Genomic DNA, 23731 nt, shown 5'->3' on the forward strand with positions numbered 1-23731 from the left:
TCATGATGGTCTCGTCAGGTTGTCCGGCCCGGGGCCTGGCCGGAGGCGATCAGGTTTTGGGCGGAGCAGGCGGCGTGCCGCCGGCCTCGGTGATCAGCTTGTTGAGATCGTCCTGCGCGGTCTGTGCCAGGCTGTTTGCGGTCGCGGCCTGCGCCTTCAGCGTATCGATCGCGGTCTCGGCATCGGCATAGGCGGTGGCGATCGAGGTGCCCGGCGTAGGCGGGGCCGACGGCGCCGTGCCGCCGGCATCGGCGACGATCTGGTTGAGATCGGCGGTCGCGGTCTGCGCGAGGTTGGAGGCCGCGCTGGCCTGCATCTTCAGGGCCGTCACCGCGCTTTCCGCTTCGGCGAAGGCCGCGGCGACCGCCGCGCTGGGCGAGGTGTTGGGCGGCGGTCCGGGCAGCGGATCGACCGAGGGCGGCGGAGGCTTCGGCACGGGCGGCGGTGCGATCGGAAACGGCACCGACAGCATCTTGGCGCAGGCCGCCGTCACCGCTGCTGAGCCGATCACGCTCGCGCCCTGCTGGCGACCGATGGCATTGTGCATCGCCATGCCGAGCGTCTCGACCATCACGGCGTCGAGCAGCCCGAAGGCCTGCGAGGGAGACTGCCCGGTGAGCAGCGTGACCACGCCGGTCGTCGAGTCGATGATCTGGCTGTTGACCGTCCCCGGATCGTTCATGTCACGAGCTCCCTTGCGCGATGATCATCGCCAGGACCTGCGCGAGCGCCGCGCCGGCCAGGACCTGGCCACGTTGCTGATTGGCCGCGGCGTTCGCCATCGCGAGCCCGAGGCTGTCGGCCATCGCCACATAGGTCATCCCCATGGCGACCGATGGCGCGAGCCCGACATTGACCACGTTGCCGTCGACCACGGCCGTCAGCGATGCGGATGCAGTTGGCACGGCGAACCGCTCCGTTGGCAGCGCGCACGCCTGCGGCTAGCCGGCGGCACCGTCGATGGACGGCCTGCTACACCAGGCCGAGCACCTTCTCGGTGGCGATGCCGGTCGTCCCGGTATCGAGCGTCAGCAGCGTGGAGATGCCCTGCGTGGTCGAGGCCTGCATCGTCACGTAGGACTGCTGCTGGTTGTTGGTCGCGTTGTGGGCCGCGTTGGACAGCGCCTGGCTGGTGGCGATGAACAGATTGCCCATCGCGACAGCCGGCGCATCACCGAGCACCTTGGTGTTCACCTGGCTGATGGAGTCGGTGATCTGACTGTTGACGGCGGTCGGGAATGCCATGATGTCTCTCCTTTGCGAGTGCTGTTGACGTAGGGTCGTCTCTCGATCGGCCAGGCGTCACGCGGGACGATGCCTAGCTCTTCAGGATGGTCGACGTCGCCAGTCCGGTCGACGCCGTATCGAGCGAATACAGCAGCGCGACGCCTGCCGTCGTCGCTGCCTGGGCAGTGACGTACATCTGCTGCTGCGCCAGGGTGGCGTTATGCGCCGCATTCGCCAGCGCCTGCGCCGTCGCCTGGTACAGGTTGCCCATCGCGATCGCGGGTGCCGTACCGAGCACCTGGACGTTGCTCTGGGTCACGGAGTCCGTGATCTGACTGTTGACTGCCGTGGGAAATGCCATCTCACCAGCTCCCTGGGATCGTTAGGCGCGTGCCAAGATCGGGCGTGACCGGTCCCGCGCTCGTGCTGCGTCAGGACGACAGGATGTCCTTGGTGGCGACGCCGGTGGCGGCGGTGTCGAGCGAGTAGAGCGTGGCGACGCCCATGGTCGTTGCCGCCTGCGCGGTCACGTAGCTCTGCTGCTGCGAGTTGGTGGCGTTGTGGGCGGCGTTCGCCAGCGCCTGCGCGGTCGCCTGGAACAGGTTGCCCATCGCGATCGCCGGCGCGTCGCCGAGCACCTTGGTGTTGGCCTGGGTGACGGAATCGGTGATCTGATTGTTGACTGAGGTCGGGAATGCCATGGCTTGGTCCTTTCAGGTGGAAGGCGATCGAGGTGGTCGGGAAGCAAACTGGTACGGAGCGCGCGTCAGCTGGTCAGAGGCCCTTGACGCCAGTGTTGAGGATGTCGGCGGTTGCGACGCCGGTGGTCGCGGTGTCGAGCGAGTAGAGCGTGGCGACGCCCATGGTGGTCGCGGCCTGGGTCGTCACGTAGCTCTGCTGCTGCGCATTGGTCGCGTTGTGCGCGGCGTTGGCCAGCGCCTGCGCCGTGGCCTGATAGAGGTTGCCCATCGCGATCGCGGGCGCATCACCGAGGACCTTGGTGTTGGCCTGGGTGACGGAATCGGTGATCTGGTCATTGACCGACGTCGGGAAAGCCATCTCGTCCTTCTCCCTGTTTGAACCGAGATCCACCTCGTGACGCATCGCGCGTCGTTCGGCGTGGCACCGGCGTCCGGGCGTGTCCCGAGGATGCCAACCGGCGTTGCAACAACCCTAGGGAGAGCCGAACTCGCGCGATAGTCGAAAGGGATGGAACTCAGGGACAAATCCGGGAGAAAACGGCCGGGTCGTTCCGTCGATTCTGCCGCAATTCAGCGATCTGCCCGTACGCGCACGACGGGATTTCGGTGGCATGCCTTCTCGGAAACGGGATCAGCCGCCCAAGCCCATGATCGGTGTCAGCGAGAGCAAGTCGCGAATGCGGCGGCTGTGGTGTTCGCCAAGCGGTCTTCCGGCTGCGCCGTCATTGCGAGCGCAGAGAAGCCATCCAGACTGCCGCCGTGGCAAGATTCTGGATTGTTTCGCTGCGCCGCTGCGCCCGCAATGCGGTCAAGACGGAGGAGAGGGCAGGGATCGATGCGGCGAGCAGGGTGCAACAGCCCCCGCGCGTTTCCCTGCAATGCGGAGGCGACTACGCTGCCGTCTTTGCCTTGCCGTCTTGGATCGCGCGCCACAGCTTCTCGGTCGTCAGCGGCATGTCCAGATGCTTGACGCCGTAGTCCGACAGCGCATCGATCACCGCGTTGATCACTGATGCCATGGATCCGGCGCAGCCGGCCTCACCGCAGCCCTTGGTGCCCAGCGGATTGCTCTTGGCGGGCACCGGATGGTTGTCGACCGTCATCATCGGCACGTCGGAAGCGCGCGGCAGCGCATAGTCCATCAGTGATCCCGTGATCGGCTGGCCGCTCTCGTCATAACGCAGATGCTCCATCAGCGCCTGGCCGATGCCCTGCGCCACGCCGCCATGCAATTGCCCGGCGACGATCATCGGATTGATGACCGTGCCGAAGTCGTTGATCGCGGTGTAGCCGACGATCTGCGCCACGCCAGTATCGGGTTCGATCTCGACCTCGCAGACATGGCAGCCGTTGGGGAAAGTCGATTCGGTCGCGGTCGAATTGTGGTCGACGTCGAGCGAGGCCGGCACGCCCTCGGGCATCTTGCCCTCGCGCATGCGCCGCGCCAGCTCCATGATGTCGATGCTGCGGTCGGTGCCGGCGATGGTGAACTGCCCGCCCGCGAACTCGATGTCGGCCTCCGAGGCCTCCAGCAGATGCGCCGCCGCCTGCTTGCCCTTGGCGATGACGAGCTGCGAGGACTCGACGATGGCCTGGCCGGTCGCCGTGATCGAGCGCGACCCGCCGGTGCCGTTGCCGAACCGCACGAGATCGGAATCGCTCTGCTCCAGCCGCACCTTCTCGAAGGGAACGCCGAGCTGCGCCGACAGCACCTGCGCGAACGGCGTCGCATGACCCTGGCCGTAATCCAGCGTGCCGGTCGTGAGCGTCACGCCGCCATCGGCATCGAAAGTGATCTTGCCGAGCTCTCCGCTCGGCGGCGCGGTGACCTCCAGATACGAGCCGACGGCGATGCCGCGCAGCTTGCCGGCCTTGCGGCTCTCGCGCTTGCGCTTGGCGAAGCCGGCATAGTCGGAAACCTGCAGCGCCTTTTCGAACACCGCGGCGAAGTCGCCGGAATCATAGGTCACGCCCGAGGCCGCCGGGAACGGCATCTGGCTCGGCTTGATGAAGTTGCGCTTGCGGATGGTGAGGCGGTCGATGCCCATCTCGCGCGCTGCGGTGTCGATCAGCCGCTCCATGAAGTAGTTGGCCTCGGGGCGGCCGGCGCCGCGATAGGCGCCCATCAGGGTCACGTTGGTCAGCACGGTCTTGATGTCGACGCCGAGCAGCGGTGTCTTGTAGACGCTGGCGAGGTTCTTGCCGGTGTTGAGCGACAGCGGCAGCGGCGCCACGCCCATGATGTAGGCGCCGAGATTGCCATAGCCGGAGAGACGCACCGCGAGGAACTTGCCGTCGGCATCGAGCGCCAGCTCGCCATGGATGATCTGGTCGCGGCCCTGGCTGTCCGACAGGAAGGCGGTGGTGCGCTCGTCGCGCCATTTCACCGGCTTCCCCAGCGCCTTGGCGGCATGCAGGATGCAGATATATTCGGGATAGGAGACGTTCTTCATCCCGAACGAGCCGCCGACATTGGTGGTGACGATGCGAACCTTCTCCGGTGCGACGTTGAGGATCTTGGCCAGCGTCGCCTTGTTGCCGGACACGCCCTGCGTCGGCACCTGCAAGGTGAATCGCTCGCTCTTGCCGTCGAACGCGGCCAGCGCCACGCGCGGCTCCATCGACACCACGGCGACGCGGGTGTTGACGATGTCGAGCTTGGTCACGTGCGCCGCCTTGGCGAACGCTTCGTCGATCTTGGCCGTGTCGCCATAGTGGTAGTCGAGCGCGACGTTGTTCGGGATGTGATCATAGAGCTGCGGCGCGCCCGGCTTGGTCGCCTCTTCGGCATTGGTGACAGCGGGCAGGGGCTCGATATCGACCTCGACCGCTTCGGCCGCGTCGCGGGCCTGCGCCGCGGTCTCCGCCACCACGAAGGCGACGGGATCGCCGACGAAACGCACCTTGTCGGTGGTCAGTGCGGCGCGGTTGGTTTGCAGCAGAGGCGAACCGTCCCGGCTCTTCAGCGGCAGGCCGCAGGTGAACGGGCCGTAAGCGGCCGCCGCCAGGTCGGCGCCGGTCCAGACGCCGAGCACGCCCGGCATGGCCTTGGCTGCCGTGGTGTCGATGCCCTTGATGATGCCGTGAGCGTGGCTGGAACGCACGATCCAGGCATGCGCCTGGCCGGGCAGGTTGAAATCGTCGGTATATTTGCCGTGCCCGCGCACCAGCGTGTCATCCTCCTTGCGCCGAACCGGCTGCCCGACGCCGTATTTCTGCAGCGCAATTGCGTTTTCGAGGGAGGCGGGGGAGGTGTGATCTTGCATGGATGAGGACCCAACGGGCTGGATTGGTCGCAAATGCGGGCTGTTCCCAGATAGTGCAGCGCCCGCGGCCGGACAACGGTTGATTAGGAATGGTGCATCACGCCTGACGGAGGGGCTGTTGCGCCGGCGCTATCCACTGATAATGTCTCGGGAAAGAGAACTTCCATCTGGGCCGGTTCGGCCAGCGGAAAGACATTTGAATGATCAATGACACGCGGCTGCGGGAGAGTCCCACGCCGCGCGGGAACCTGGAGCCCGGCTTGCGTCCGGGTCTGGACGTCGCGACCACAGCCTGCGCCAGCCATGGCAGCAGCGTGTATGCGGCCCTGGACCTCGGAACCAACAATTGCCGGCTCCTGATCGCCTGTCCGTCGGGCGACAGTTTTCGCGTGGTCGACTCGTTCTCGCGCATTGTCCGGCTGGGCGAGGGCATCTCGACCACCGGCTGCATCAGCGATGCGGCGATGGATCGGGCGATTGCCGCCCTTTCGATCTGCCGGGACAAGATCCAGTCGAAGAAGGCGCGGCGCCTGCGCCTGATCGCGACGGAGGCCTGTCGGGCGGCGGCCAATGCCGAAGGGTTCCGCAGCCGGGTGGCGGCGGAGACCGGCATCGAGCTCGAGGTGATCGACCGCGAGACGGAGGCGGCGCTGGCCGTCAAGGGCTGCGCGCCGCTGCTCGATCCTGGCGGGCGCGGGGCGATCCTGTTCGACATCGGCGGCGGTTCCAGCGAGCTGGTCCGGATCGAGCGTGATCCGTCGGATCGCAATGCCGAGCCGCGCATCAAGGCCTGGATGTCGATCCCGCTCGGGGTCGTGACCTTGGCCGAGCGCTTCGGGGGTCGTGACGTGACGCCGGAGATCTACACCGCCATGGTCGATGCGGTGGCCGAGCATGTCGGTCCGTTCGCGGCCGAGAATGGCGGCGATCTCGCCGGCATGCATCTGCTCGGCACCTCCGGCACGGTGACGACGCTCGCGGGCATTCATCTCAACCTCGCGCGCTATGATCGTCGTCGCGTCGACGGCATCTGGATCAACGATGCCGACATCACGACGACCATCGGCAAGCTCCTGGCCATGAGCTACCAGGAGCGCGCCGAGAACAATTGCATCAGCATCGACCGCGCCGACCTCGTGCTGGCCGGCTGCGCCATTCTCGATGCCATCCGGCAATCCTTCCCGCTGCCGCGGCTGCGCGTCGCCGATCGCGGCCTGCGCGAGGGCATGCTGGTCGAAATGATGCGCGAGGACGGCGCGCTCAGGACGGCGTAAACTCTTCACCCTGCCCTGGAGGGGGAGGGTCGTCTCGCATGGAGCGCAGCGAATGGGAGTCGGGGTGGGGTGAGCCCCACGGGCAGTCTTTCCGTGGCTCACCCCACCCCGATCGCTCGCTTCGCTCCCGATCGACCCTCCCCCTCCAGGGGAGGGTGAACCAAATAGTGGCTGTCGGACCTTGATCATCGACCGATCTTACGTCGTCGGCATCCGGTCACGACCATCGAGAAACACATGGCAAAAGACACCACCGGCCGCATGCATGTGCAGGTCAAGACCGGGGGCAAGCGCAAGCTGTCCTCGAAACTCTGGCTGGAGCGGCAGCTCAACGATCCCTATGTGGCCCAGGCCAAGCGCGACGGTTATCGCTCGCGCGCCGCCTACAAGCTGCTCGAGATCGACGACAAGCATCACCTGCTGAAACCCGGCATGACCGTGGTCGACCTCGGCGCTGCGCCCGGCGGCTGGAGCCAGATCGCGGCGCGGCGGGTCGGCGCCGAGGCGGGCAAGGGCAAGGTGATCGCGATCGACCTGCTGGAGATGGGCGAGATCCCCGGCGTGACGTTCACCCAGCTCGACTTTCATGCCGCTGACGCGCCCGAGAAGCTCCGCGCGACGCTCGGCGGCCGCGCCGACGTCGTGATGTCCGACATGGCGGCCAACACCACCGGCCATCGCAAGACCGACCAGCTGCGCATCGTCGGCCTCGTCGAGCTCGCCGCGCATTTTGCCGGCGAGGTGTTGAAGCCGGGCGGCGCGTTTCTCGCCAAGACGTTCCAGAGCGGCGCCGACGCCGAGCTGCTGGCGCAGCTCAAGCGCGATTACGCCAGCGTCCGTCACGTCAAGCCGGCTGCCAGCCGGCAGGGTTCCTCCGAGCGCTACGTGCTGGCGATGGGCTTTCGCGGCGGAGAGCAGACCGACCTGTTGTAATGGCGTCATTGCGGCTTTTGCGCCCTGGCGATACAGAGCAGGGGCAATCACCGTCTCGGGAATCGGCCTGGGCCGGCGAGACGTCGAGTCCGGAGGTCCTGCATGCGTGTCCTCAACTGGAGCGCCCTCGTGCTGGGTTTGGCGGTCGGGTCCGTCCTGTCGGGCGCTGCTCACGCCCAGGCCTACGATCCGCGCTATCCCGTGTGCATGAAGGTCTATGAAGGCGGCCGGTTCGGCGGTGGCGAGTGGATCGACTGCAGCTATACGTCGCTGCCGCAATGCCGCGCGACCGCGTCGGGCCGGGCGGCGATGTGCGACCTCAATCCCTTCTATGCCCCGCCGCAGCCGCCACCGCGCCGCGCGCATCGCCGGCATCACTGAAACATTTCATGACGGAACGGCCGTTGCCGTGCCGCGCGATCAAGCTCAGGATCCGGGACCTCATCGCAATCGGGCTGCCGCAATGCCGCATCGTTCTATCATTTCGCTCGTGATGCTCCTGCTGCTGCTGCCCGCGGTTGCGATGGCCGCGCCGTCGCACAAGCGCAAGGCGCACCGCTGGCAGGGCTACGGCTTCCTGCCGGGCTACAAGCAGCCGCCGAACAACAGCCTGCCGCTCTATGCCGACAAGGAGGCGATGCGTAACGGTCCGCCACGCGGCAGCCGTCGCCACTGGTATATCGACGGCACGCCGAAATACATGCTCTACAACGGCGAGTGGCACTATTTCGGCCGTCCCGGCTTCTACCGCGGCCAATACAATGGCGGCAGCTTCGGTCCGTGCTGGACACGGACCCCGATCGGGATGGTGTGGACCTGCGGATAGTCTCCGCGATCCAGAATTCGCTGCCGCATTGCGCAACCGCTGCGGGCGCGCAGGCTGGTCCGATGGCCCGGATGCGCGCGACAACCATTCCTGTCTGGACAGGGGCCGGGTTTCCCGCTGAAATGTCGCACCTCTGAGCCAAGAACCTGAGAGCCAAGAGAAGAAGCGCGAGCCGCTCGTTCGGCCCACCGTGGAGGATTGCCTTGAATTCGTTCCGTACGCGTCTGTTCGGCGCAGCCATCGTGTTGACGTCGCTGGCCGGTGCTCCGGCGATTGCCCAGCAGCTCGAGCTCAAGGTGATGGCGCCGGCCGCGCCCGGCGGCGGCTGGGACCAGACGGCGCGCGCGATGCAGCAGGCCTTCGTCGCATCCGGCGTGGCGCGCAGCGTCCAGGTCACCAATGTGGCGGGGGCGGGCGGCACGGTCGGCATCGCGCAATTCGTCAACGGCGCCAAGGGCGACGGCAACCAGCTGATGGTCAACGGCTTCGTCATGGTCGGCGCGCTCGCCATGAACAAGTCGCCGGTGACCCTGGAGCAGGTGACGCCGATCGCGCGGCTGACCGAGGAGATCCAGGTCATCGTCGTGCCGGCCAATTCGCCGATCAAGACGGCGCAGGATCTCGCGACGGCCCTGAAAGCCGACATCGCCAAGGTCACGTTCGCGGGCGGCTCTGCGGGCGGCGTCGATCACGTGATGGCCGCGCTGTTCGCGGGCGCCATCGGGGCCGATGCCAAGAAGGTCAACTACATCCCGTTCTCGGGCGGCGGCGAGTCGCTGGCGGCCATCCTCGGCGGCAAGGTCACCGCCGGCATTTCCGGGCTCTCCGAGTATGACGGGCAGATCAAGAGCGGCAAGCTGCGCGCGATCGGTGTGTCCTCCGAGAACCGCATTCCCGGTGTCGACATCCCGACCTTCAAGGAGCAGGGCATCGACCTCGTGCTCGCCAACTGGCGCTCGGTCGTGGCCGCGCCCGGCATCACGCCCGAGCAGAAGAAGACGCTCAGCGAGGCCGTCGAGAAGATGGTCAAGTCGGATGCGTGGAAGGAAATCCTGAAGCAGAAGGGCTGGGATGACGCCTACCTTCCGGGCGACGCATTCGCCGAGTTTCTCAAGAAGGAGAACGTCCGCGTCACCGACGTGCTGAAGTCGGTCGGTCTCGTCAAATCATGACCGACGGCGTCGGCACGGAAGCTCCGGCGCGCGGCGTCGACAAGGCCGGCATCGTGATCGCGGCGCTGCTCGCGGCGGTCGCGCTGGTGCTGGTCTACGATGCCAATCAGATCCCTGCGACCACGATGTACGGCATGGGGCCGCAGGTGATGCCGGTGGTGATCGCGATCGGGCTCGGCATTTTGGCGCTGGCCAATCTGATCGATGCCCTCAGGGGCAATCTGCCGCCTCGCGAGAGCTCCGATCCGTTCGCGGTGCTGCTGATCCTCGTCGGCCTCGCGCTGCTCATCGGCATCATCGGCTTCGGCGGCGGCTTCATCCTGGCGACGACGGCGCTGTTCGTCACGACATCGGCCGCGTTCGGCCGCCGCGCCTTCGTCATGGATCTCGTCATCGGCGCCGTGCTGACGACGCTCATCTACGTCGCCTTCGACCGTCTCCTCACCCTGAGCCTTCCCGCCGGTCCGCTCGAAAGATTGCTGTGATGGACACCTTCGCCGCGCTCGCGCATGGGATGGCGATCGCCGCCCAGCCCATGAACCTGCTGTATGCGCTGATCGGCGTCTTCCTCGGCACGGCGGTGGGCGTGCTGCCGGGCATCGGGCCGGCGCTGACCGTCGCGCTGCTGCTGCCGGTCACCTACAAGCTCGATCCCGGCGGCTCGCTGATCATGTTCGCGGGCATCTATTACGGCGGCATGTATGGCGGCTCGACCACCGCGATCCTGATCAACACGCCCGGCGAGAGCGCCTCGATGGCCACCGCGCTCGAAGGCAACAAGATGGCCAAGGCCGGCCGCGGCGGCCCGGCGCTGGCGACCTCGGCGATCGGCTCGTTCGTCGCAGGCACCATCGCCACCATCGGCCTGGCATTCCTGTCCCCCTATCTCGTCGACATCGCCGTGCGCTTTGGCCCTGAGGATTATTTCGCACTGATGTGCGTCGCCTTCATCACGGTCTCCGCGACCTTCGGCGACTCGCCGATCCGCGGCCTCACCAGCCTGTTCATCGGTCTGACGCTCGGCCTTGTCGGCATCGACAAGCTCACCGGACAGGCACGGCTCGCCTTCGGCGTGCCCGAGCTGCTCGACGGCGTCGAGGTGACGACGCTCGCAGTCGGCCTGTTCGCCGTCGGCGAAGCGCTCTACGTCGCCTCGCGCCGGCATCACACCGAGGAGAAGATCGAGGCCATCAAGGGCTCGCTGTGGATGACGCGCGAGGACTGGAAGCGGTCCTGGAAGCCCTGGTTGCGCGGCACCATGTTCGGCTTTCCGATCGGCGCATTGCCTGCGGGCGGCGCCGAGATTCCGACCTTCCTGTCCTATTCGACCGAGCGGCGGCTGACGAAATATCCGGATGAGTTCGGCAAGGGTGCGATCGAAGGCGTCGCCGGACCCGAAGCGGCCAACAACGCATCGGCCGCCGGCACGCTCGTGCCGCTGCTGACCTTGGGCCTGCCGACCTCGGCGACCGCCGCGATGATGCTCGCCGGCTTCCAGCAATACGGCCTCAATCCGGGCCCGCTGCTGTTTGCCGAGCGTCCGGATCTCGTCTGGGGCCTGATCGCGAGCCTGTTCATCGCCAACACGATGCTGCTGGTCTTGAACCTGCCGCTGATCGGCTTGTGGGTGCGGTTGTTGAAGATCCCGACGCCGTGGCTGTACGCCGGCATTCTCGTGTTCGCGACCATGGGCACCATCGCCGCAAAGCCGTCCGTGGTCGAACTGTCGATGCTGGCCGGATTCGGCGTGCTCGGCTTCCTGATGCGGCGCTTCGATTTCCCGATCGCGCCCGTCGTCGTCGGCCTCATCCTCGGGCCGATCGCCGAGAGCCAGTTGCGGCGCGCGCTGGCGATCAGTCTCGGCGACCCGATGACGTTGCTGCAATCGCCGATCTCGGCGACGCTGCTGGTCGTCGCGCTGATTGCGCTGATCGCGCCGTTCGTCCTGAAGGGCCTCGGGCGCTTCAAGGCGAATGAGGATTGAGGGAGGCCAGACCACCGGTTCGGTGCGGCCCATGATATGTGCGGTGGCGTCACTATGAGGCTCACGTTCATGGTCGTCTTGGCGGTGGCGCTGTTGGGCAGTGGGGGCGCGACGCAGGCTGAGGTTTCGTTCTGTCCGGGACTCATGAAAGCGGTTGCACCGAAGCTCGCGGCCCGGGAGGCGGTGTTCATTCGCAGCTATGAGCCAGCCGATGGCGATGGGGAATTGCCGCTTGGCCTGTCCACGACCGCTTTCGTCTACGACAACGCGCTCGCTGCGATCGCGCTTGTCGCATGCGGCCACGTCGATCAGGCGCGGACGATCGGCAACGCCCTGACGCATGCGATGTCCCATGATCGCAGCTTCGACGATGGCCGGCTGCGGAATGCCTATCGCGCTGGTCCCGTGGGTTCTGGGGCTGCGCTGCTGCCGGGCTGGTGGGACGATCGACACAAGATCTGGGGCGAGGATGCCGCACAGGATGGTACTGCGACAGGGAATGTCGCCTGGGCGGCGCTGGCGCTGCTGACCTTGCACCAGGCAACTGGAGAGGCGGCGTATCTGTCCGGCGCGCGGCAGCTGATGGACTGGATCCTCGGCCATGCCGCGAACGGGTCCGAGGGCTTCAGCGGCGGTTTTCACGGCTATGATCCGCAGCAGGTGCGGCTGACCTGGATGTCGACCGAGCACAACACCGACGTCTATGCGGTCGCCGCGTGGCTGGCACGCCTCACGTCGGAGCCGCGCTATCTGAACGCCGCCAAAGCGGCGCGGCGGCTGCTCGATCGCGCCTTCCAAGGCGATCACTTCCTGCTCGGCACCAAGCCGGACGGCAGCCTCGCCGACCGGAATCTCCTCGCGCTTGACGTTCAGCTCTGGCCTTGGATGGCGGTCCCGGATGCGCTCGACTGGCGCAAGGCACTCGGTTTTGCTGAACGAAATCTCGCCGTGGACAATGGCTTCGACTTCAACGGCGATCGCGACGGCGCCTGGGTCGAGGGCACGGCGCAAGCTGCGCTGGCCTATCGCATGGTCGGCGACAAGGCCGCAGCTCAGCGCCTGCTGGCGGGCATGCGCAACGACCGGACGTCCTCGGGGCTTCTCAACGCGACCCGCGGTGCGCGCGTGACCACGGGTCTGTCAATCGATCCGAGCGGGAACAGCACCATCCCCGATTTTTTCTATTTCAAGCGGCCGCATCTCGGCGCGACGGCCTGGGCGGTGCTGGCGGAGACCGGCTGGAACCCGTTCACCGGTGAACAGGTGCCCTGACGTTCCGAATATCGTTGCGCAACGACCCCCTTTGGCTCGCGAGCCTCGGTCAGGGGTGATTAAGACTAACATCAAAATGCCCGGTATCCGGCGCCGAAGACAGACGGCACCGGAAGGCCACGTGCGATATGTCTCGTTGGAGTGCCGCGCGGGCGTCGCAGGGACGATGGTCCGGACGCGCTGCGCGCAGGCAGGGCCTATCGGGCATGGATGCGGGAACGCAGAAAGCGACGGCTGACACCACGCGTATGGTGTGGATCGATTACGCGCGGGGCATCGGCGTGATCCTGGTCGTCTACGGCCATGTGCTCGGCGGCCTGGTGCGCCCTGGGATTTTTCCGGACGGGGCGCTCGCGCGCTGGATGGACTACACGCTCTACACGTTCCACATGCCGCTGTTCTTTTTCCTGGCGGGCTTGAACGTGCAGCACAGCCTGCGGCACGGCGCGCGCCCGTTCCTGAGCTCCAAGCTCTGGACCATCGCCTATCCCTACGTGCTGTGGTCGCTGATCCAGGGCGGGACCACGATGCTGCTGGCGCGGGATGCCAACATTCCGATCCATCCGAGCGATCTCGCGGCGATCTGGTATCGCCCGATCGCGCAATTCTGGTTTCTCTACGCGCTGATGCTCTGCCACCTGGTTGTGGTGATCGTTCCGTCGCGGACGGTCCTCGTATCGCTCGCCTTGGCCGGTTTCGCTGTGTTTCTGATGCTTCCTGTCCGTCCCGATCTCGCGCTGACCTTGCATCACCTGCCGTTCTATGTCGCTGGCCTGTACGGCGCCCGCCTGATGGCGGAATGGCGCCCGCGGGGCTGGCCGCTGCTGATCATGATTGCCGCAGCGTTCGCCGCTGCGGTGGCGCTCGGAGGTCATCTGTCGGGCATGGACGCCAACGGCCTCGCCTCGCTGCCGGCCTGCGTGCTCGGGATTGCCGGTACGGTCCTGTTCTGCCGGCTGCTCGACCCCGCGCATCACCGCTGGCTCGCCGCCGTCGGCGTCGCGTCGATGACGATCTATGTGCTGCACATCCTCGCCGGCTCGGGCATGCGCATCATCATGCTCAAGGCGCACATCCCGACATGGCCCTGGCTCTATCTGTTGGCCGGAACCGCGGCGGGTATCGTGCTTCCTCTGATCGCCCATGTGGTCTTGCAGCGACTGCATCTGCTCGCGCTGTTTGGACTGGCGGCGCCTGCCAGGCGCAAGGCGCAATCTGCGGCGATCGCGCCGCGTGTCGCGTCCGATCAGGCCCCGGTCTGATGCTGCTGTCGGCCGACGGCGGGCTGGGACTGGCCGGCCGTCTGGTCGCTCGGGCAGGCCATCGCGACCAGCATCCAGAACAGCGCCGACACTTCGCCCGAAGAGATGCTGGTGAGCGGCAGCTGGATCAAGAGCGCGCTGATGGCGAGCGCGCCGAGCACGACGCCCTCGCGCGTCGGCAGCCGCCAGGCGGCGGCGGTGGCCGTGAGACCAACCCAGATGTAGGCCGCGAGGCAGATCAGCCCGACCGGGATGCCCATCGTCACCCAGCTTGCGATGATCTGGCCGTCGATCGGCATCGCGCCGGCGACGCCGACGTCTGTGATGGTGAAGCCGGATCCCAGCACCATGCTGTTCGGCGCGTTCCACAGCATCACGAACTCGTCGAGTCGCTCGCTGCCGCTGCTGTCCTGCGACACGCTGCCGAGCGACTCGAAACGGGAGGTGATGACATCCGCAAACGGCGTGAACAGCACGGTGACGACCACCGCGGCCAGCAGCCCGATCGTCAGCGACAGAGAGCGCGTTCGCGTCGCGGGGAAGAACAGGCAGAACAGGACGCCGACGGCGAGCGTGATCCAGCTGGTGCGATAGAGCGACAGCAACAGGCCGAGCGCCGCCGGCGCCATCGCGATCATCGCCAGCCAGCCCGGCCGCAGGAAGCCGACCAGCAGCAGGCCGGTGGCCGTGAAGGTCGCATAGCTGGCAGGTCCGTTCATCGTGCTGAACACGCGCACCATGTAGGGCAGCGGATAGCCGGCGGAGGTGATGCTGGCATTCACCATCCAGAACCGATCCCAGTTTTGCGGATCGACATATTGCCAGATGCCATAGAGGCCGGTGAGCGGCAACACGATCATGAACACGCGCGTGATCGCATCGATCAGCACAGTGTCGGATCGGGCCTGCTGCTGCAGTGCGATCGCGTAGAGCACCGGCGCGGCCCATTTCATGCCGCCATTGGCGGCATTGAACCAGTCGTTCTGGAACATCGACAGCGCGCCGCCGTAGAGGATGCAGGCCAGGATGATGAACGGCGGCACCAGCCACGAATTGCTCGGTCCGGTTCTGCCCGCGGGCGAGAGGATCAGGCTCGGGATCGGCATGAGGATGAACAGCAGCGGGCCGCTCAGCATGATGCCCGAGGAGTCGAAGCCTGCGGAGATGTCGACCAGGCGACGCACGAACGGGGCAAAGGCGAACATGATGATCGCCGACTGCACGTGAGCGGTGGCGCTGCGACGCCACGCAAACCAGCCGGCGGCGGCGCAGCCGAGGATGAAGGCCGGTCTGACCAGTCCGCCGAGGACGGGACCGGCGAGAGCCGCTGCCAACAGCAGAAGCACTGTCGGCCAACAATCCATCGCCAGGGCGGCGAGCGGTTGCGCGTCGATTCGGCTTTCCTTCATGGTGGCAGACTATAATGGAAAAGCCTGTGTCCGACCTCTCCTCGCACGAGCGTCTCGGATTGTCCTGCCTCACAACCCCCGTCATTCCGGGGCAAGGCCGCAGGCCTTGAACCCGGAGTCTCGAGATTGTCTGGCGTCGACCATGTCGAGATTCCGGGTTCAATCCTCAACGCATAGACGCTTCGCGGCTGCGCATTGAGGATTGCCCCGGAATGACGGTGAGCAACGTGATCGTCCGATTCCTCGTTACATGGTAGCCGAACTCTCCCTGTCGATTGGGCTGGAGCTGATGCGAAGCATATTGATGTCAATCGTTGCCGGGCTCGGGTTGGTCTCTTTGCCCGCCACGGCCGGTGCGGCGGAGGTGCTGCCGCCACGCGATGTCTGCCAGCCGACCACCGCGGCCAAGTCGCGCGACGGCAATTGTGCTGCTTGCGCCGTCGGCGCGATCTCGACGCGACCGAGCTTTCAGGCGCTGGTGGCGCAGGTGCGCGCGCGCCGCGCCGCCTTCGACGACATCGATCGCCGCATCGACGGCGCAAGTGGCGACCCGGAGGTGCAGAGCCTGCTGAAGGAGCGCAAGCTCGCGCAGGCACTGTACGGGTCGGATGCGGATTTCATCGCGGGCGGCAACGCCTCGCGTTGTCTCCTGCCTGACAACGAGGAGGCGCGCAGCGCGGCCACGCCGGTTCCCTGCAATGCCATTCCCCGCGACGGGCTGGTGGTGCTGCTGACCGCAGGGCAGTCGAACATCTCCAATGGCGGCGCGCCGGATCAAGGCGGGAAGCTCTATCAGCCGCGTCACCGCTTCTACAATTTCAACCGCTTCGACGGCCGCTGCTATGTGGCCCGCAATCCTTTGCTGGGCACGACAGGCGACGGCGAGAACGTCGCCACGCGGCTCTCGGACGAACTGATCGACCGCGGGCTTGCGAAGACGGTGGTGATCGCGCCCGCCGCGATCGGAGGCACCTATGTCGAGGAGTGGCGCGCCCGCGGCGGCAAATATTTCGAGGTGCTGCTTTCGACGTTGGCCGGCTTGCGCGACGCCGGTCTCGAGCCGAGCGCCGTGCTCTGGCATCAGGGCGAGAGCAACGCCTTTGCGTTCTCGACCAATGGCGCGGAGGACGGCACGCAGTTGCAGGTCAGCGCGACGATGAAGGAGGCGGCGCGGCTGTCCTATTTGCGCAACGATCTCGAGATCATCGCGGGCTTGCGCGCGGCCGACGTGACCGCACCGATCTTCATCGCCAAGGCGACGCTCTGCGGCAGCATTCCTGACGAGATCATCCGTTCCGCGCAGGCAGCCGTGCCGAACCCCTCGCTCGGGGTTTATCCCGGTCCGGACACCGACCAGATCGGGCTGCCGCTGCGCCACGACCGCTGTCACATGAGCCGCGCCGGCACCGAGCTGCACGCAAAGATGTGGGCCGATCGCCTGGCCGACTACTGGAAGTCCGCCCCGCGGAAGCCCTGAGCCGCGGCACTCAGCCGAGCTTCTGATCGCGCGCGTCGTGCGTGGTCTCGCTGGCCGACTTCGTCGCAGCCTTCTCGACGCCTTTCTCGGCGCCCTTGCGGCTGGCGATGGCCGCGACCTTGCGGCCCGAGATCTCGCTGCCGGCGTCATCCGGCATCTGCCAGAAGAAGAATGACGACAGCGCCGAGGTGATGGCGACGACGATGAAGGCCGGGGCGAAGGAGGCGGCGGTGAGCTCGCTCGCGCCATGCGCCCACATCGTCGTTTCAACTGAAAATGCGCCGACCGCGACGCCGGCCGAGATCGCGAGCTGCTGGTTGACGCTGGTGAGCGTCGTGGCGCGGCTCATCTGCGCGGTCTCGACCTCGGCATAGGCCACCGTGTTGATCGCGGTGAACTGCAGCGAGCGGAAGAAGCCGCCGACGAACAGGATGATGACGATCAGCAAGAGCGGCGTCGCCGGCGTGAACAGCGCGCAGGCGGCGAGAAAGACCGAGCTGACGACGGCGTTGACCGTCATGAGGTGACGGAAGCCGAAAGCCTTGATCAGCCGCGCCGCCAGCGCCTTCATGCCCATGGCGCCGGCGGACGAGCCGAAGGTGACGAGGCCGGACTGGAACGGCGACAGGCCGAAGCCGAGCTGCATCAAGAGCGGCAGCAGGAAGGGCAGGGCGCCGATGCCAAGCCGGAACATGAAGCCGCCGACGATCGAGGCGCGCAACGTCGGCAGGCGCAGCAGCGAGAAGTCGAGCACCGGCGAATTGGTCCGCCAGGAATGGCGGACGTAGAGCGTCATCGAGATCGCGCCGATCGCGACGAGGCTGCCCACCACCGACCATGGCAGCAGGTTGAGCCCGGCGACGGAGAGGCCGAAGGCGAGACCGGCGAGGCCGATGCCGGCGAGCACCATGCCATAGAGGTCGAACGGCTCGGGATTGTCGCTCTTGATCGGATCGATGAAGCGCAGCGCCATGATGATGCCGACGATGCCGATCGGGATGTTGATCAGGAAGATCCAGTGCCAGGAGAAATAGGTTGTGATGAAGCCGCCGACCGGCGGCCCGATCACCGGGCCGATCAGCGCGGGGATCGTGACCCAGGCCATCGCGCCGACCAGCGCGCTCTTGTCGACGGAGCGCAGCAGCACGAGGCGTCCGACCGGGGTCATCATCGCGCCGCCCATGCCCTGCAGGATGCGCGCGAAGACGAAGTTCTCGACGGAATTGGCGAGCGCGCAGCCGATCGAGCCGATCATGAACACCGCGACGGCGCTCGAGAACACGCGGCGCGCGCCGAACCGGTCGGCGGTCCAGCCGCTCGCCGGGATGAACACCGCGAGCGACAACAGATAGGACGTGATCGCGAGCTTCAAGGTCAGCGGGCTGGTGCCGATATCCCTGGCGATCGCCGGCAGCGAGGTCGCGATGACCGTGGAGTCCATGTTCTCCATGAACAGGGCGGTGGCGACGATCAGCGGAATGATTCGTTGCTTGTTCATCGAATCCTGGGGAGGGGCAGGAGGCCGGCGCGGCGGCTTTAACACCCTGCGACGAACGGGGCCATTGCGTGGGCGGCATGGCCCCCCAAATGCAGCGCGACGCTGTCGCGTCCTGCGTTTTGGGAGATGTGCCGATGATCTACCTGCTCGCCGCTCTGGTGCCGCCGCTGGGTCTGCTGTTCAACGGGCAGCCGTTCGCGGCCATCTTCAACCTGCTGCTGTGTCTGGTCTGCCTGGTGCTCGGCCTGTTCTTCCACGTGCTGCTGCTGGTGCCCTCGGCGCATGCCCTGATCGCCGTGCACATGCGGCGCGAGGACCGGCGCCACCGCGAGGTGGTCGACGCCATCCGCCGCTACGGGCCGCCGCCGGGCGCCTGGCGCTAACGGCGGAACTTCTGCCCCGGAATCGGGGCTTTGGCGACCTTTTGTTGCGCATCAGGGGCCGATCCAGGCCGTCTTTCGCAATCGCGGGAGGAGGGCGGATCGGCCCTTTGATTCGTCACAGGCCCATGCTATCGACCCGCGTCAACCCCACCGATGGGCTCCGATTCGACGGCGAGGCATGGTCTCGCCGGCGGCGCCGCTCATCCTTAGATCCCATCGCGGCCGTTACGGCCGCAGACAAGGAGTTGACGATGGCGACCGTGCAGACACTTCGCGAAGCCTTCACCTTCGACGACGTGCTCTTGAAGCCGGGCCTGTCCGATGTGCTTCCCTCCGAGGTCGACATCCGCTCGCGCGTGACGCGCGAGATCCCGCTGAACATTCCGATCATGGCGTCCGCCATGGATACCGTCACCGAGGCGCGCATGGCGATCGCCATGGCTCAGGCCGGCGGTGTCGGGGTGATCCACCGCAATTTCGATCCCGAGGGCCAGGCCGCCCAGGTGCGCCAGGTCAAGAAGTTCGAATCCGGCATGGTGGTGAACCCGCTGACGATCTCGCCGGACGCGACGCTGGCCGACGCGCTGGCGCTGATGAAGGACTACGGCTTCTCCGGCATTCCCGTGGTGACTGGCGGCAGCAAAGGCATTCCCGGCAAGCTGGTCGGCATCCTCACCAACCGCGACGTGCGCTTCGCCACCGATCCGCGGCAGAAGATCTCCGAGCTGATGACGCATGAGAACCTCGTCACCGTGCGCGAGGGCGTCGGCCAGGACGAGGCCAAGAAGATCCTGCACAAGCACCGCATCGAGAAGCTGCTCGTCGTCGACGATCAGTACCGCTGCGTCGGCCTGATCACCGTGAAGGACATGGAGAAGGCGGTCGCCCATCCGCTCGCCTGCAAGGACGCGCAGGGGCGGCTCCGCGTCGCCGCGGCGACCACCGTGGGCGAGGGTGGCTTCGAGCGCACCGAGAAGCTGATCGAGGCCGGCGTCGACCTCGTCGTGGTCGACACCGCGCACGGCCATTCCTCGCGCGTGCTGGAAGCGGTCAACCGCATCAAGCGCATCTCCAACGCGGTGCAGGTGATCGCCGGCAACATCGCCACCCGCGACGGCGCGCAGGCGCTGATCGATGCCGGCGCCGACGCCGTCAAGGTCGGCATCGGCCCGGGCTCGATCTGCACCACGCGCATCGTCGCCGGCGTCGGCGTGCCGCAGCTCACCGCGATCATGGATGCGGTGGAAGCCGCCAAGAAGGCCGACGTGCCCGTCATCGCCGATGGCGGCATCAAGTTCTCCGGCGATCTCGCCAAGGCGCTCGCCGCCGGCGCCGACGTCGCCATGGTCGGCTCGCTGCTCGCCGGCACCGACGAGACCCCCGGCGAAGTGTTCCTGTGGCAGGGCCGCTCCTACAAGGCCTATCGCGGCATGGGCTCGGTCGGCGCGATGGCCCGCGGCTCGGCCGATCGCTACTTCCAGCAGGACATCAAGGACACCTTGAAGCTCGTGCCGGAAGGCATCGAGGGCCAGGTGCCTTACAAGGGCCCGGTCGGCAACGTCATGCACCAGCTCGCCGGCGGCCTGCGCGCCGCCATGGGCTATGTCGGCGCCAAGACGCTGGAAGACTTCCACGCCAAGGCCGAGTTCGTCCGCATCACCGGCGCCGGCCTGCGCGAAAGCCACGTCCACGACGTGACCATCACGCGCGAGAGCCCGAACTATCCGGGCGGGGCGTAAGCCAAGCGCTTGCCGCCACACGCCCGTCATTCCGGGGCAGCGCAACGCGCAACGCGCGGCGCGCTGAACCCGGAATCTCGATATTGTCTTGCACGACCACTCTCGCACCTCACCTCTGGATTCCGGGTTCGCGCTGACGCGCGCCCCGGAATGACGGAGGAGAGAGCATCACTCCCTCAGCAAGCATAAGAACATCAGGAGGAAACACCATGTCCCAAGCCAAGCGCATCGTGCTCGCCGCACGTCCCGTCGGCGAGCCCAAGCCGTCCGATTTCCGCCTCGAGGATTATGCCGTGCCAACGCCCGGCGCCGGCGAGGTGCTGCTGCGCACGATCTGGCTGTCGCTGGATCCCTACATGCGCGGGCGCATGAGCGATGGGCCGTCCTATGCCCAGCCGGTGCCGGTCGGCGGCGTGATGGAAGCGGGGACGGTGTGCGAGGTGGCCGCGTCCAACAATCCCGGTTTCAAGCCCGGCGACATCGTGCTGGCCCGCGCCGGCTGGCAAACGCATGCGATCTCCGACGGCCGTGGTCTCGCCAAGGTCGACCCGAGCCTCGCCCCGATCTCGACCGCCGTCGGCGTGCTCGGCATGCCCGGCATGACCGCCTACACCGGTCTCCTTGACATCGGCCAGCCCAAGGCCGGCGAGACCGTCGTGGTCGCCGCCGCCTCCGGCGCGGTCGGCTCGGCGGTCGGGCAGATCGCCAAGATCAAGGGCGCCCGCGCCATCGGCATCGCCGGCGGCAAGGACAAATGCGACTATGTGAAAAAGGAATTCGGCTTCGACGACTGCCTCGATCATCGCGATCCCGATCTCGCGGCGAAGCTGAAGGAGGCCTGCCCCAAGGGCATCGACGTCTATTTCGAGAATGTCGGCGGAGCGGTGTTCGAGGCGGTGTTCCCGCTGTTCAACGCCTTTGCCCGCATGCCCGTCTGCGGCCTGATCGCCCACTACAACGACACCCAGTCGGCCTCGCCGAAATGGGCCGGCGCGCTGATGCGCAACGTGCTGACCAAGCGGCTCCTGATCCGCGGCTTCATCGTCTCCGACTTCGCCTCCCGCCATGGCGACTTCCTCAAGGACATGTCGGCCTGGGTCCGCGACGGCAAGGTCAAGTACAAGGAGCACGTCACCGAGGGCCTGGAGAACGCGCCGGAGGCGTTCATGGGCCTGCTCAAGGGCGCCAATTTCGGCAAGCAGCTCGTGCGGGTCGGGCCGGATAAAGCCTGAGCCACACTTGATGTGAAAGTTCAGCGGAGCCGTAAAATCACGGGAACCACAGCCCCTTATCGGGAGTCCTGATGGAACCGGTTCATCCAGAGGGCCCGGCAGCATGCCGGGCCTTCGCCATTCCAAGGGGGATTTTCGATGTCGCTGCCCATGGTGCTGCTGCCCGTCTTCGTCGAGGTCGCGCTCACCTTTGCGCTATTGTTCTGGAACAAGAAGCGCGGCCAAGCCACGGACGCCGCCGATGAATTCGGCCTACCGACCCTGTTCTATGCCTTGATCGCGATTGCGCTGCCGCTGCGCCATGCCGATCTGGTGATCGTGCTGCTGTCCTGGGTGTTCGTCGTCACCCGCTTCGTCAATGCCGGCTTTATCCGCGGGGCAGATAAGCGCGGGCTGGCCTGGACCGCCTCGGCCCTGGTGCTGCTGGCGATGTGGCTGTATTTCGCCCTGAAGATGCTTCTCCTGATCTGAGACTGGATTCCTGAATGACCCCCGCCGCCCGGCTGTCCGCCGCCATCGACATCATCGAGTCCATCGAGTCCCTCAGGGCGCCGGCGGCCAAGGCACTGAAGGACTGGGGCACCAGCCACCGCTTCGCCGGCTCCGGCGACCGTGCCGCCATCGCCGGCCTGGTCTGGGACGTGCTCCGCCGCCGCGCCTCCAGCGCCTGGGTGATGGAGGACGATACCGCGCGGGCGCGGGTGCTCGGAATGCTCAAGCTCGAGCGCGGCCTGGACGTGCCGACCATTGCCGCGATGTGCGACGGCAGCCGCTTCGCCCCGCCGCCGCTCTCAGTGCAAGAGGAAAAGGTGCTGGCCTCGCGCACCACCGAGGGCGCGCCGCCGCCTGTCGCCGGCGACTATCCCGACTGGCTCGACCCGTATCTCGCCGCCGTGTTCGGCGACGACCGCGTCGCGGAGGCCATGGCGATGGCCAGCCGCGCGCCACTCGACCTGCGCGTCAATTCGCTGAAGGCCAAGCGCGACAAGGTGCAGGCCTCGCTGAAGCATCTCGGCGCTCAGCCGACGCCCTGGTCGCCGCTCGGCCTGCGCATCACGCTCGGCGCCGACGCCCGCAATCCCGGAATCCATGCCGAGGAGGATTTCATCAAGGGCGCAATCGAGGTCCAGGACGAGGGCTCGCAGCTCGCAGCACTCTTCACTGCGGCCAAGCCCGGCGAGCAGGTCATCGACCTCTGCGCCGGCGCCGGCGGCAAGACCTTGGCGCTGGCGGCGATGATGGGCGGCAAGGGCCGCCTGATCGCCACCGACGCCGACAAGCGCCAGCTCGCCCCCATCCACGAGCGTCTCTCCCGCGCCGGCGTCCACAACGCCGAGATCCGCACCCCCAAGGGCGACGCCGACCCGCTCGCCGACATCAAGGCCTCGGCCGATCTGGTGGTCATCGACGCCCCCTGCACGGGCACCGGCACCTGGCGCCGCAACCCCGACGCCAAATGGCGCATGCGCCCCGGCGCGCTGGAGATCCGGTTGAAGGACCAGGCCGAGGTGCTGGAGCGCGCGGCGGCCCTGGTCAAGCCCGGCGGCCGCATCGCCTACATCACCTGCTCGGTGCTCCAGCCGGAAAACGGCGACCAGGTGCGGGCGTTCGTCTCCCGCCACCCCGAATTCACCATCCAGCCCCCCGACCAGACCGCCACCGTCCTCTGGGACAAGGCCGAGGTGTTCGCCGAGGCCGCGCTGAAGTCGGAAGAAGGCTTGCTGATGACCCCCCGCCGCACGGGGACGGATGGATTCTTCGTGTCGGTCTTGAAGAAGCAGGCCTAGCCCTTTCCGCCGTCCGAAAGTCTCTCCGCCGTCCAAGCTCTTTCCGCCGTCATTGCGAGCGAAGCGAAGCAATCCAGAGTTCCGCCCGCCACCCTGGATTGCTTCGCTACGCTCGCAATGACGCGGGGCAGGCAGTTGGGCCAATCCACTCGCAAGAGCGGGGCAAGCGGCCGCGGCACCCTCCGCTGTCGTCCTCCGCGAAAGCGGGGGACCCAGTATTCCACCGCCGGCCGTGGCCGGCCGAGATGTCGCGGCGTACTGGATACCCCGCTTGCGCGGGGGATGACGC

The 23731-nt window shown here is 66.8% G+C and carries 24 protein-coding genes; 15 read left to right on the forward strand and 9 right to left on the reverse strand.

The annotated features are described in order from the left end of the window. Positions 1-49: 49 nt before the first annotated feature. The 7 genes from QXZ94_RS05930 to QXZ94_RS05960 form a co-directional block, all read right to left on the reverse strand. On the reverse strand, positions 50-682 hold the full coding sequence (locus QXZ94_RS05930) for a RebB family R body protein (RefSeq protein ID WP_315719618.1): 633 nt from the start codon (positions 680-682) through the stop codon (positions 50-52). 1 nt (position 683) lies between these two features. Then, positions 684-905: a RebB family R body protein gene (locus QXZ94_RS05935; protein WP_210265422.1), complete on the reverse strand. Its 222-nt coding sequence runs from the start codon at positions 903-905 to the stop codon at positions 684-686. A 67-nt stretch (positions 906-972) separates the two neighbouring features. Further along, positions 973-1245 carry a RebB family R body protein gene (locus QXZ94_RS05940; RefSeq protein WP_172108192.1) on the reverse strand — a complete coding sequence of 91 codons (273 nt, stop codon included), beginning with the start codon at positions 1243-1245 and terminating at the stop codon, positions 973-975. A gap of 73 nt (positions 1246-1318) precedes the next feature. Then, complete coding sequence (locus QXZ94_RS05945) at positions 1319-1588, reverse strand: RebB family R body protein (protein ID WP_172108194.1); 270 nt, start codon at positions 1586-1588, stop codon at positions 1319-1321. 70 nt (positions 1589-1658) lie between these two features. Further along, the gene (locus QXZ94_RS05950) at positions 1659-1928 is read right to left on the reverse strand and encodes a RebB family R body protein (RefSeq protein ID WP_172108196.1); all 270 of its coding nucleotides are present in this window, start codon (positions 1926-1928) and stop codon (positions 1659-1661) included. Between the two features lie 73 nt (positions 1929-2001). Next, positions 2002-2286, reverse strand: coding sequence for a RebB family R body protein (locus QXZ94_RS05955; protein ID WP_172108198.1), 285 nt, complete (start codon positions 2284-2286; stop codon positions 2002-2004). 532 nt (positions 2287-2818) lie between these two features. After that, positions 2819-5194, reverse strand: a complete 2376-nt coding sequence (locus QXZ94_RS05960) for a xanthine dehydrogenase family protein molybdopterin-binding subunit (RefSeq protein ID WP_315719619.1) — start codon at positions 5192-5194, stop codon at positions 2819-2821. 200 nt (positions 5195-5394) lie between these two features. On the opposite strand from QXZ94_RS05960, the gene QXZ94_RS05965 reads away from it, so the two are divergent. From QXZ94_RS05965 to QXZ94_RS06005, 9 genes are all read left to right on the forward strand, one after another. Then, a complete protein-coding gene (locus QXZ94_RS05965; protein WP_315719620.1) occupies positions 5395-6468 on the forward strand; it encodes a Ppx/GppA phosphatase family protein in 1074 nt (357 codons plus the stop codon). A gap of 237 nt (positions 6469-6705) precedes the next feature. Further along, complete coding sequence (locus QXZ94_RS05970; RefSeq protein WP_315719621.1) at positions 6706-7401, forward strand: RlmE family RNA methyltransferase; 696 nt, start codon at positions 6706-6708, stop codon at positions 7399-7401. Positions 7402-7503: 102 nt separating this feature from the next. After that, the gene (locus QXZ94_RS05975) at positions 7504-7782 is read left to right on the forward strand and encodes a DUF3551 domain-containing protein (RefSeq protein ID WP_315719622.1); all 279 of its coding nucleotides are present in this window, start codon (positions 7504-7506) and stop codon (positions 7780-7782) included. Positions 7783-7864: 82 nt separating this feature from the next. Beyond that, positions 7865-8227, forward strand: a complete 363-nt coding sequence (locus QXZ94_RS05980) for a hypothetical protein (RefSeq protein ID WP_315719623.1) — start codon at positions 7865-7867, stop codon at positions 8225-8227. A 203-nt stretch (positions 8228-8430) separates the two neighbouring features. After that, positions 8431-9399, forward strand: a complete 969-nt coding sequence (locus tag QXZ94_RS05985) for a Bug family tripartite tricarboxylate transporter substrate binding protein (RefSeq protein ID WP_315719624.1) — start codon at positions 8431-8433, stop codon at positions 9397-9399. Next, entirely contained in the window at positions 9396-9884 is a 489-nt protein-coding gene (locus tag QXZ94_RS05990; protein WP_172108208.1) for a tripartite tricarboxylate transporter TctB family protein, read from the forward strand. Before QXZ94_RS05985 ends, QXZ94_RS05990 begins: the two co-directional genes overlap by 4 nt. Then, positions 9884-11383 (forward strand): tripartite tricarboxylate transporter permease, encoded by a 1500-nt coding sequence (locus QXZ94_RS05995; RefSeq protein ID WP_315719625.1) that lies wholly within the window; start codon positions 9884-9886, stop codon positions 11381-11383. The genes QXZ94_RS05990 and QXZ94_RS05995 overlap by 1 nt, the downstream gene beginning before the upstream one ends. Before the next feature lie 54 nt (positions 11384-11437). Beyond that, positions 11438-12655 carry a hypothetical protein gene (locus tag QXZ94_RS06000; RefSeq protein ID WP_315719626.1) on the forward strand — a complete coding sequence of 406 codons (1218 nt, stop codon included), beginning with the start codon at positions 11438-11440 and terminating at the stop codon, positions 12653-12655. 248 nt (positions 12656-12903) lie between these two features. Beyond that, positions 12904-13917, forward strand: coding sequence for an acyltransferase (locus tag QXZ94_RS06005; RefSeq protein WP_315719627.1), 1014 nt, complete (start codon positions 12904-12906; stop codon positions 13915-13917). Here QXZ94_RS06005 and QXZ94_RS06010 read toward each other — a convergent pair. After that, positions 13902-15263, reverse strand: coding sequence for an O-antigen ligase domain-containing protein (locus QXZ94_RS06010; protein ID WP_315719628.1), 1362 nt, complete (start codon positions 15261-15263; stop codon positions 13902-13904). The genes QXZ94_RS06005 and QXZ94_RS06010 overlap by 16 nt on opposite strands. Positions 15264-15630: 367 nt before the next feature. Here QXZ94_RS06010 and QXZ94_RS06015 point away from each other — a divergent pair, with 367 nt between their 5' ends. After that, positions 15631-16803 (forward strand): sialate O-acetylesterase, encoded by a 1173-nt coding sequence (locus QXZ94_RS06015; RefSeq protein ID WP_315719629.1) that lies wholly within the window; start codon positions 15631-15633, stop codon positions 16801-16803. Between the two features lie 10 nt (positions 16804-16813). On the opposite strand, the gene QXZ94_RS06020 is transcribed toward QXZ94_RS06015, so the two are convergent. Next, positions 16814-18301 (reverse strand): DHA2 family efflux MFS transporter permease subunit, encoded by a 1488-nt coding sequence (locus tag QXZ94_RS06020; RefSeq protein ID WP_315719630.1) that lies wholly within the window; start codon positions 18299-18301, stop codon positions 16814-16816. 134 nt (positions 18302-18435) lie between these two features. Here QXZ94_RS06020 and QXZ94_RS06025 point away from each other — a divergent pair, with 134 nt between their 5' ends. From QXZ94_RS06025 to QXZ94_RS06045, 5 genes are all read left to right on the forward strand, one after another. After that, a complete protein-coding gene (locus tag QXZ94_RS06025; RefSeq protein WP_315719631.1) occupies positions 18436-18684 on the forward strand; it encodes a hypothetical protein in 249 nt (82 codons plus the stop codon). Between the two features lie 251 nt (positions 18685-18935). Further along, positions 18936-20423, forward strand: a complete 1488-nt coding sequence (gene guaB / locus QXZ94_RS06030; protein ID WP_315719632.1) for an IMP dehydrogenase — start codon at positions 18936-18938, stop codon at positions 20421-20423. 209 nt (positions 20424-20632) lie between these two features. Then, positions 20633-21655: an NADP-dependent oxidoreductase gene (locus tag QXZ94_RS06035; protein WP_315719633.1), complete on the forward strand. Its 1023-nt coding sequence runs from the start codon at positions 20633-20635 to the stop codon at positions 21653-21655. A gap of 138 nt (positions 21656-21793) precedes the next feature. Then, positions 21794-22126 (forward strand): MAPEG family protein, encoded by a 333-nt coding sequence (locus QXZ94_RS06040; protein WP_315719634.1) that lies wholly within the window; start codon positions 21794-21796, stop codon positions 22124-22126. 14 nt (positions 22127-22140) lie between these two features. Then, positions 22141-23442, forward strand: a complete 1302-nt coding sequence (locus QXZ94_RS06045; protein WP_315719635.1) for an RsmB/NOP family class I SAM-dependent RNA methyltransferase — start codon at positions 22141-22143, stop codon at positions 23440-23442. The last annotated feature ends 289 nt before the right edge of the window (positions 23443-23731 follow it).

Origin of the sequence: Bradyrhizobium sp. SZCCHNS2022 (assembly GCF_032377575.1) — a bacterium.
Classification (GTDB): domain Bacteria; phylum Pseudomonadota; class Alphaproteobacteria; order Rhizobiales; family Xanthobacteraceae; genus Bradyrhizobium; species Bradyrhizobium aeschynomenes.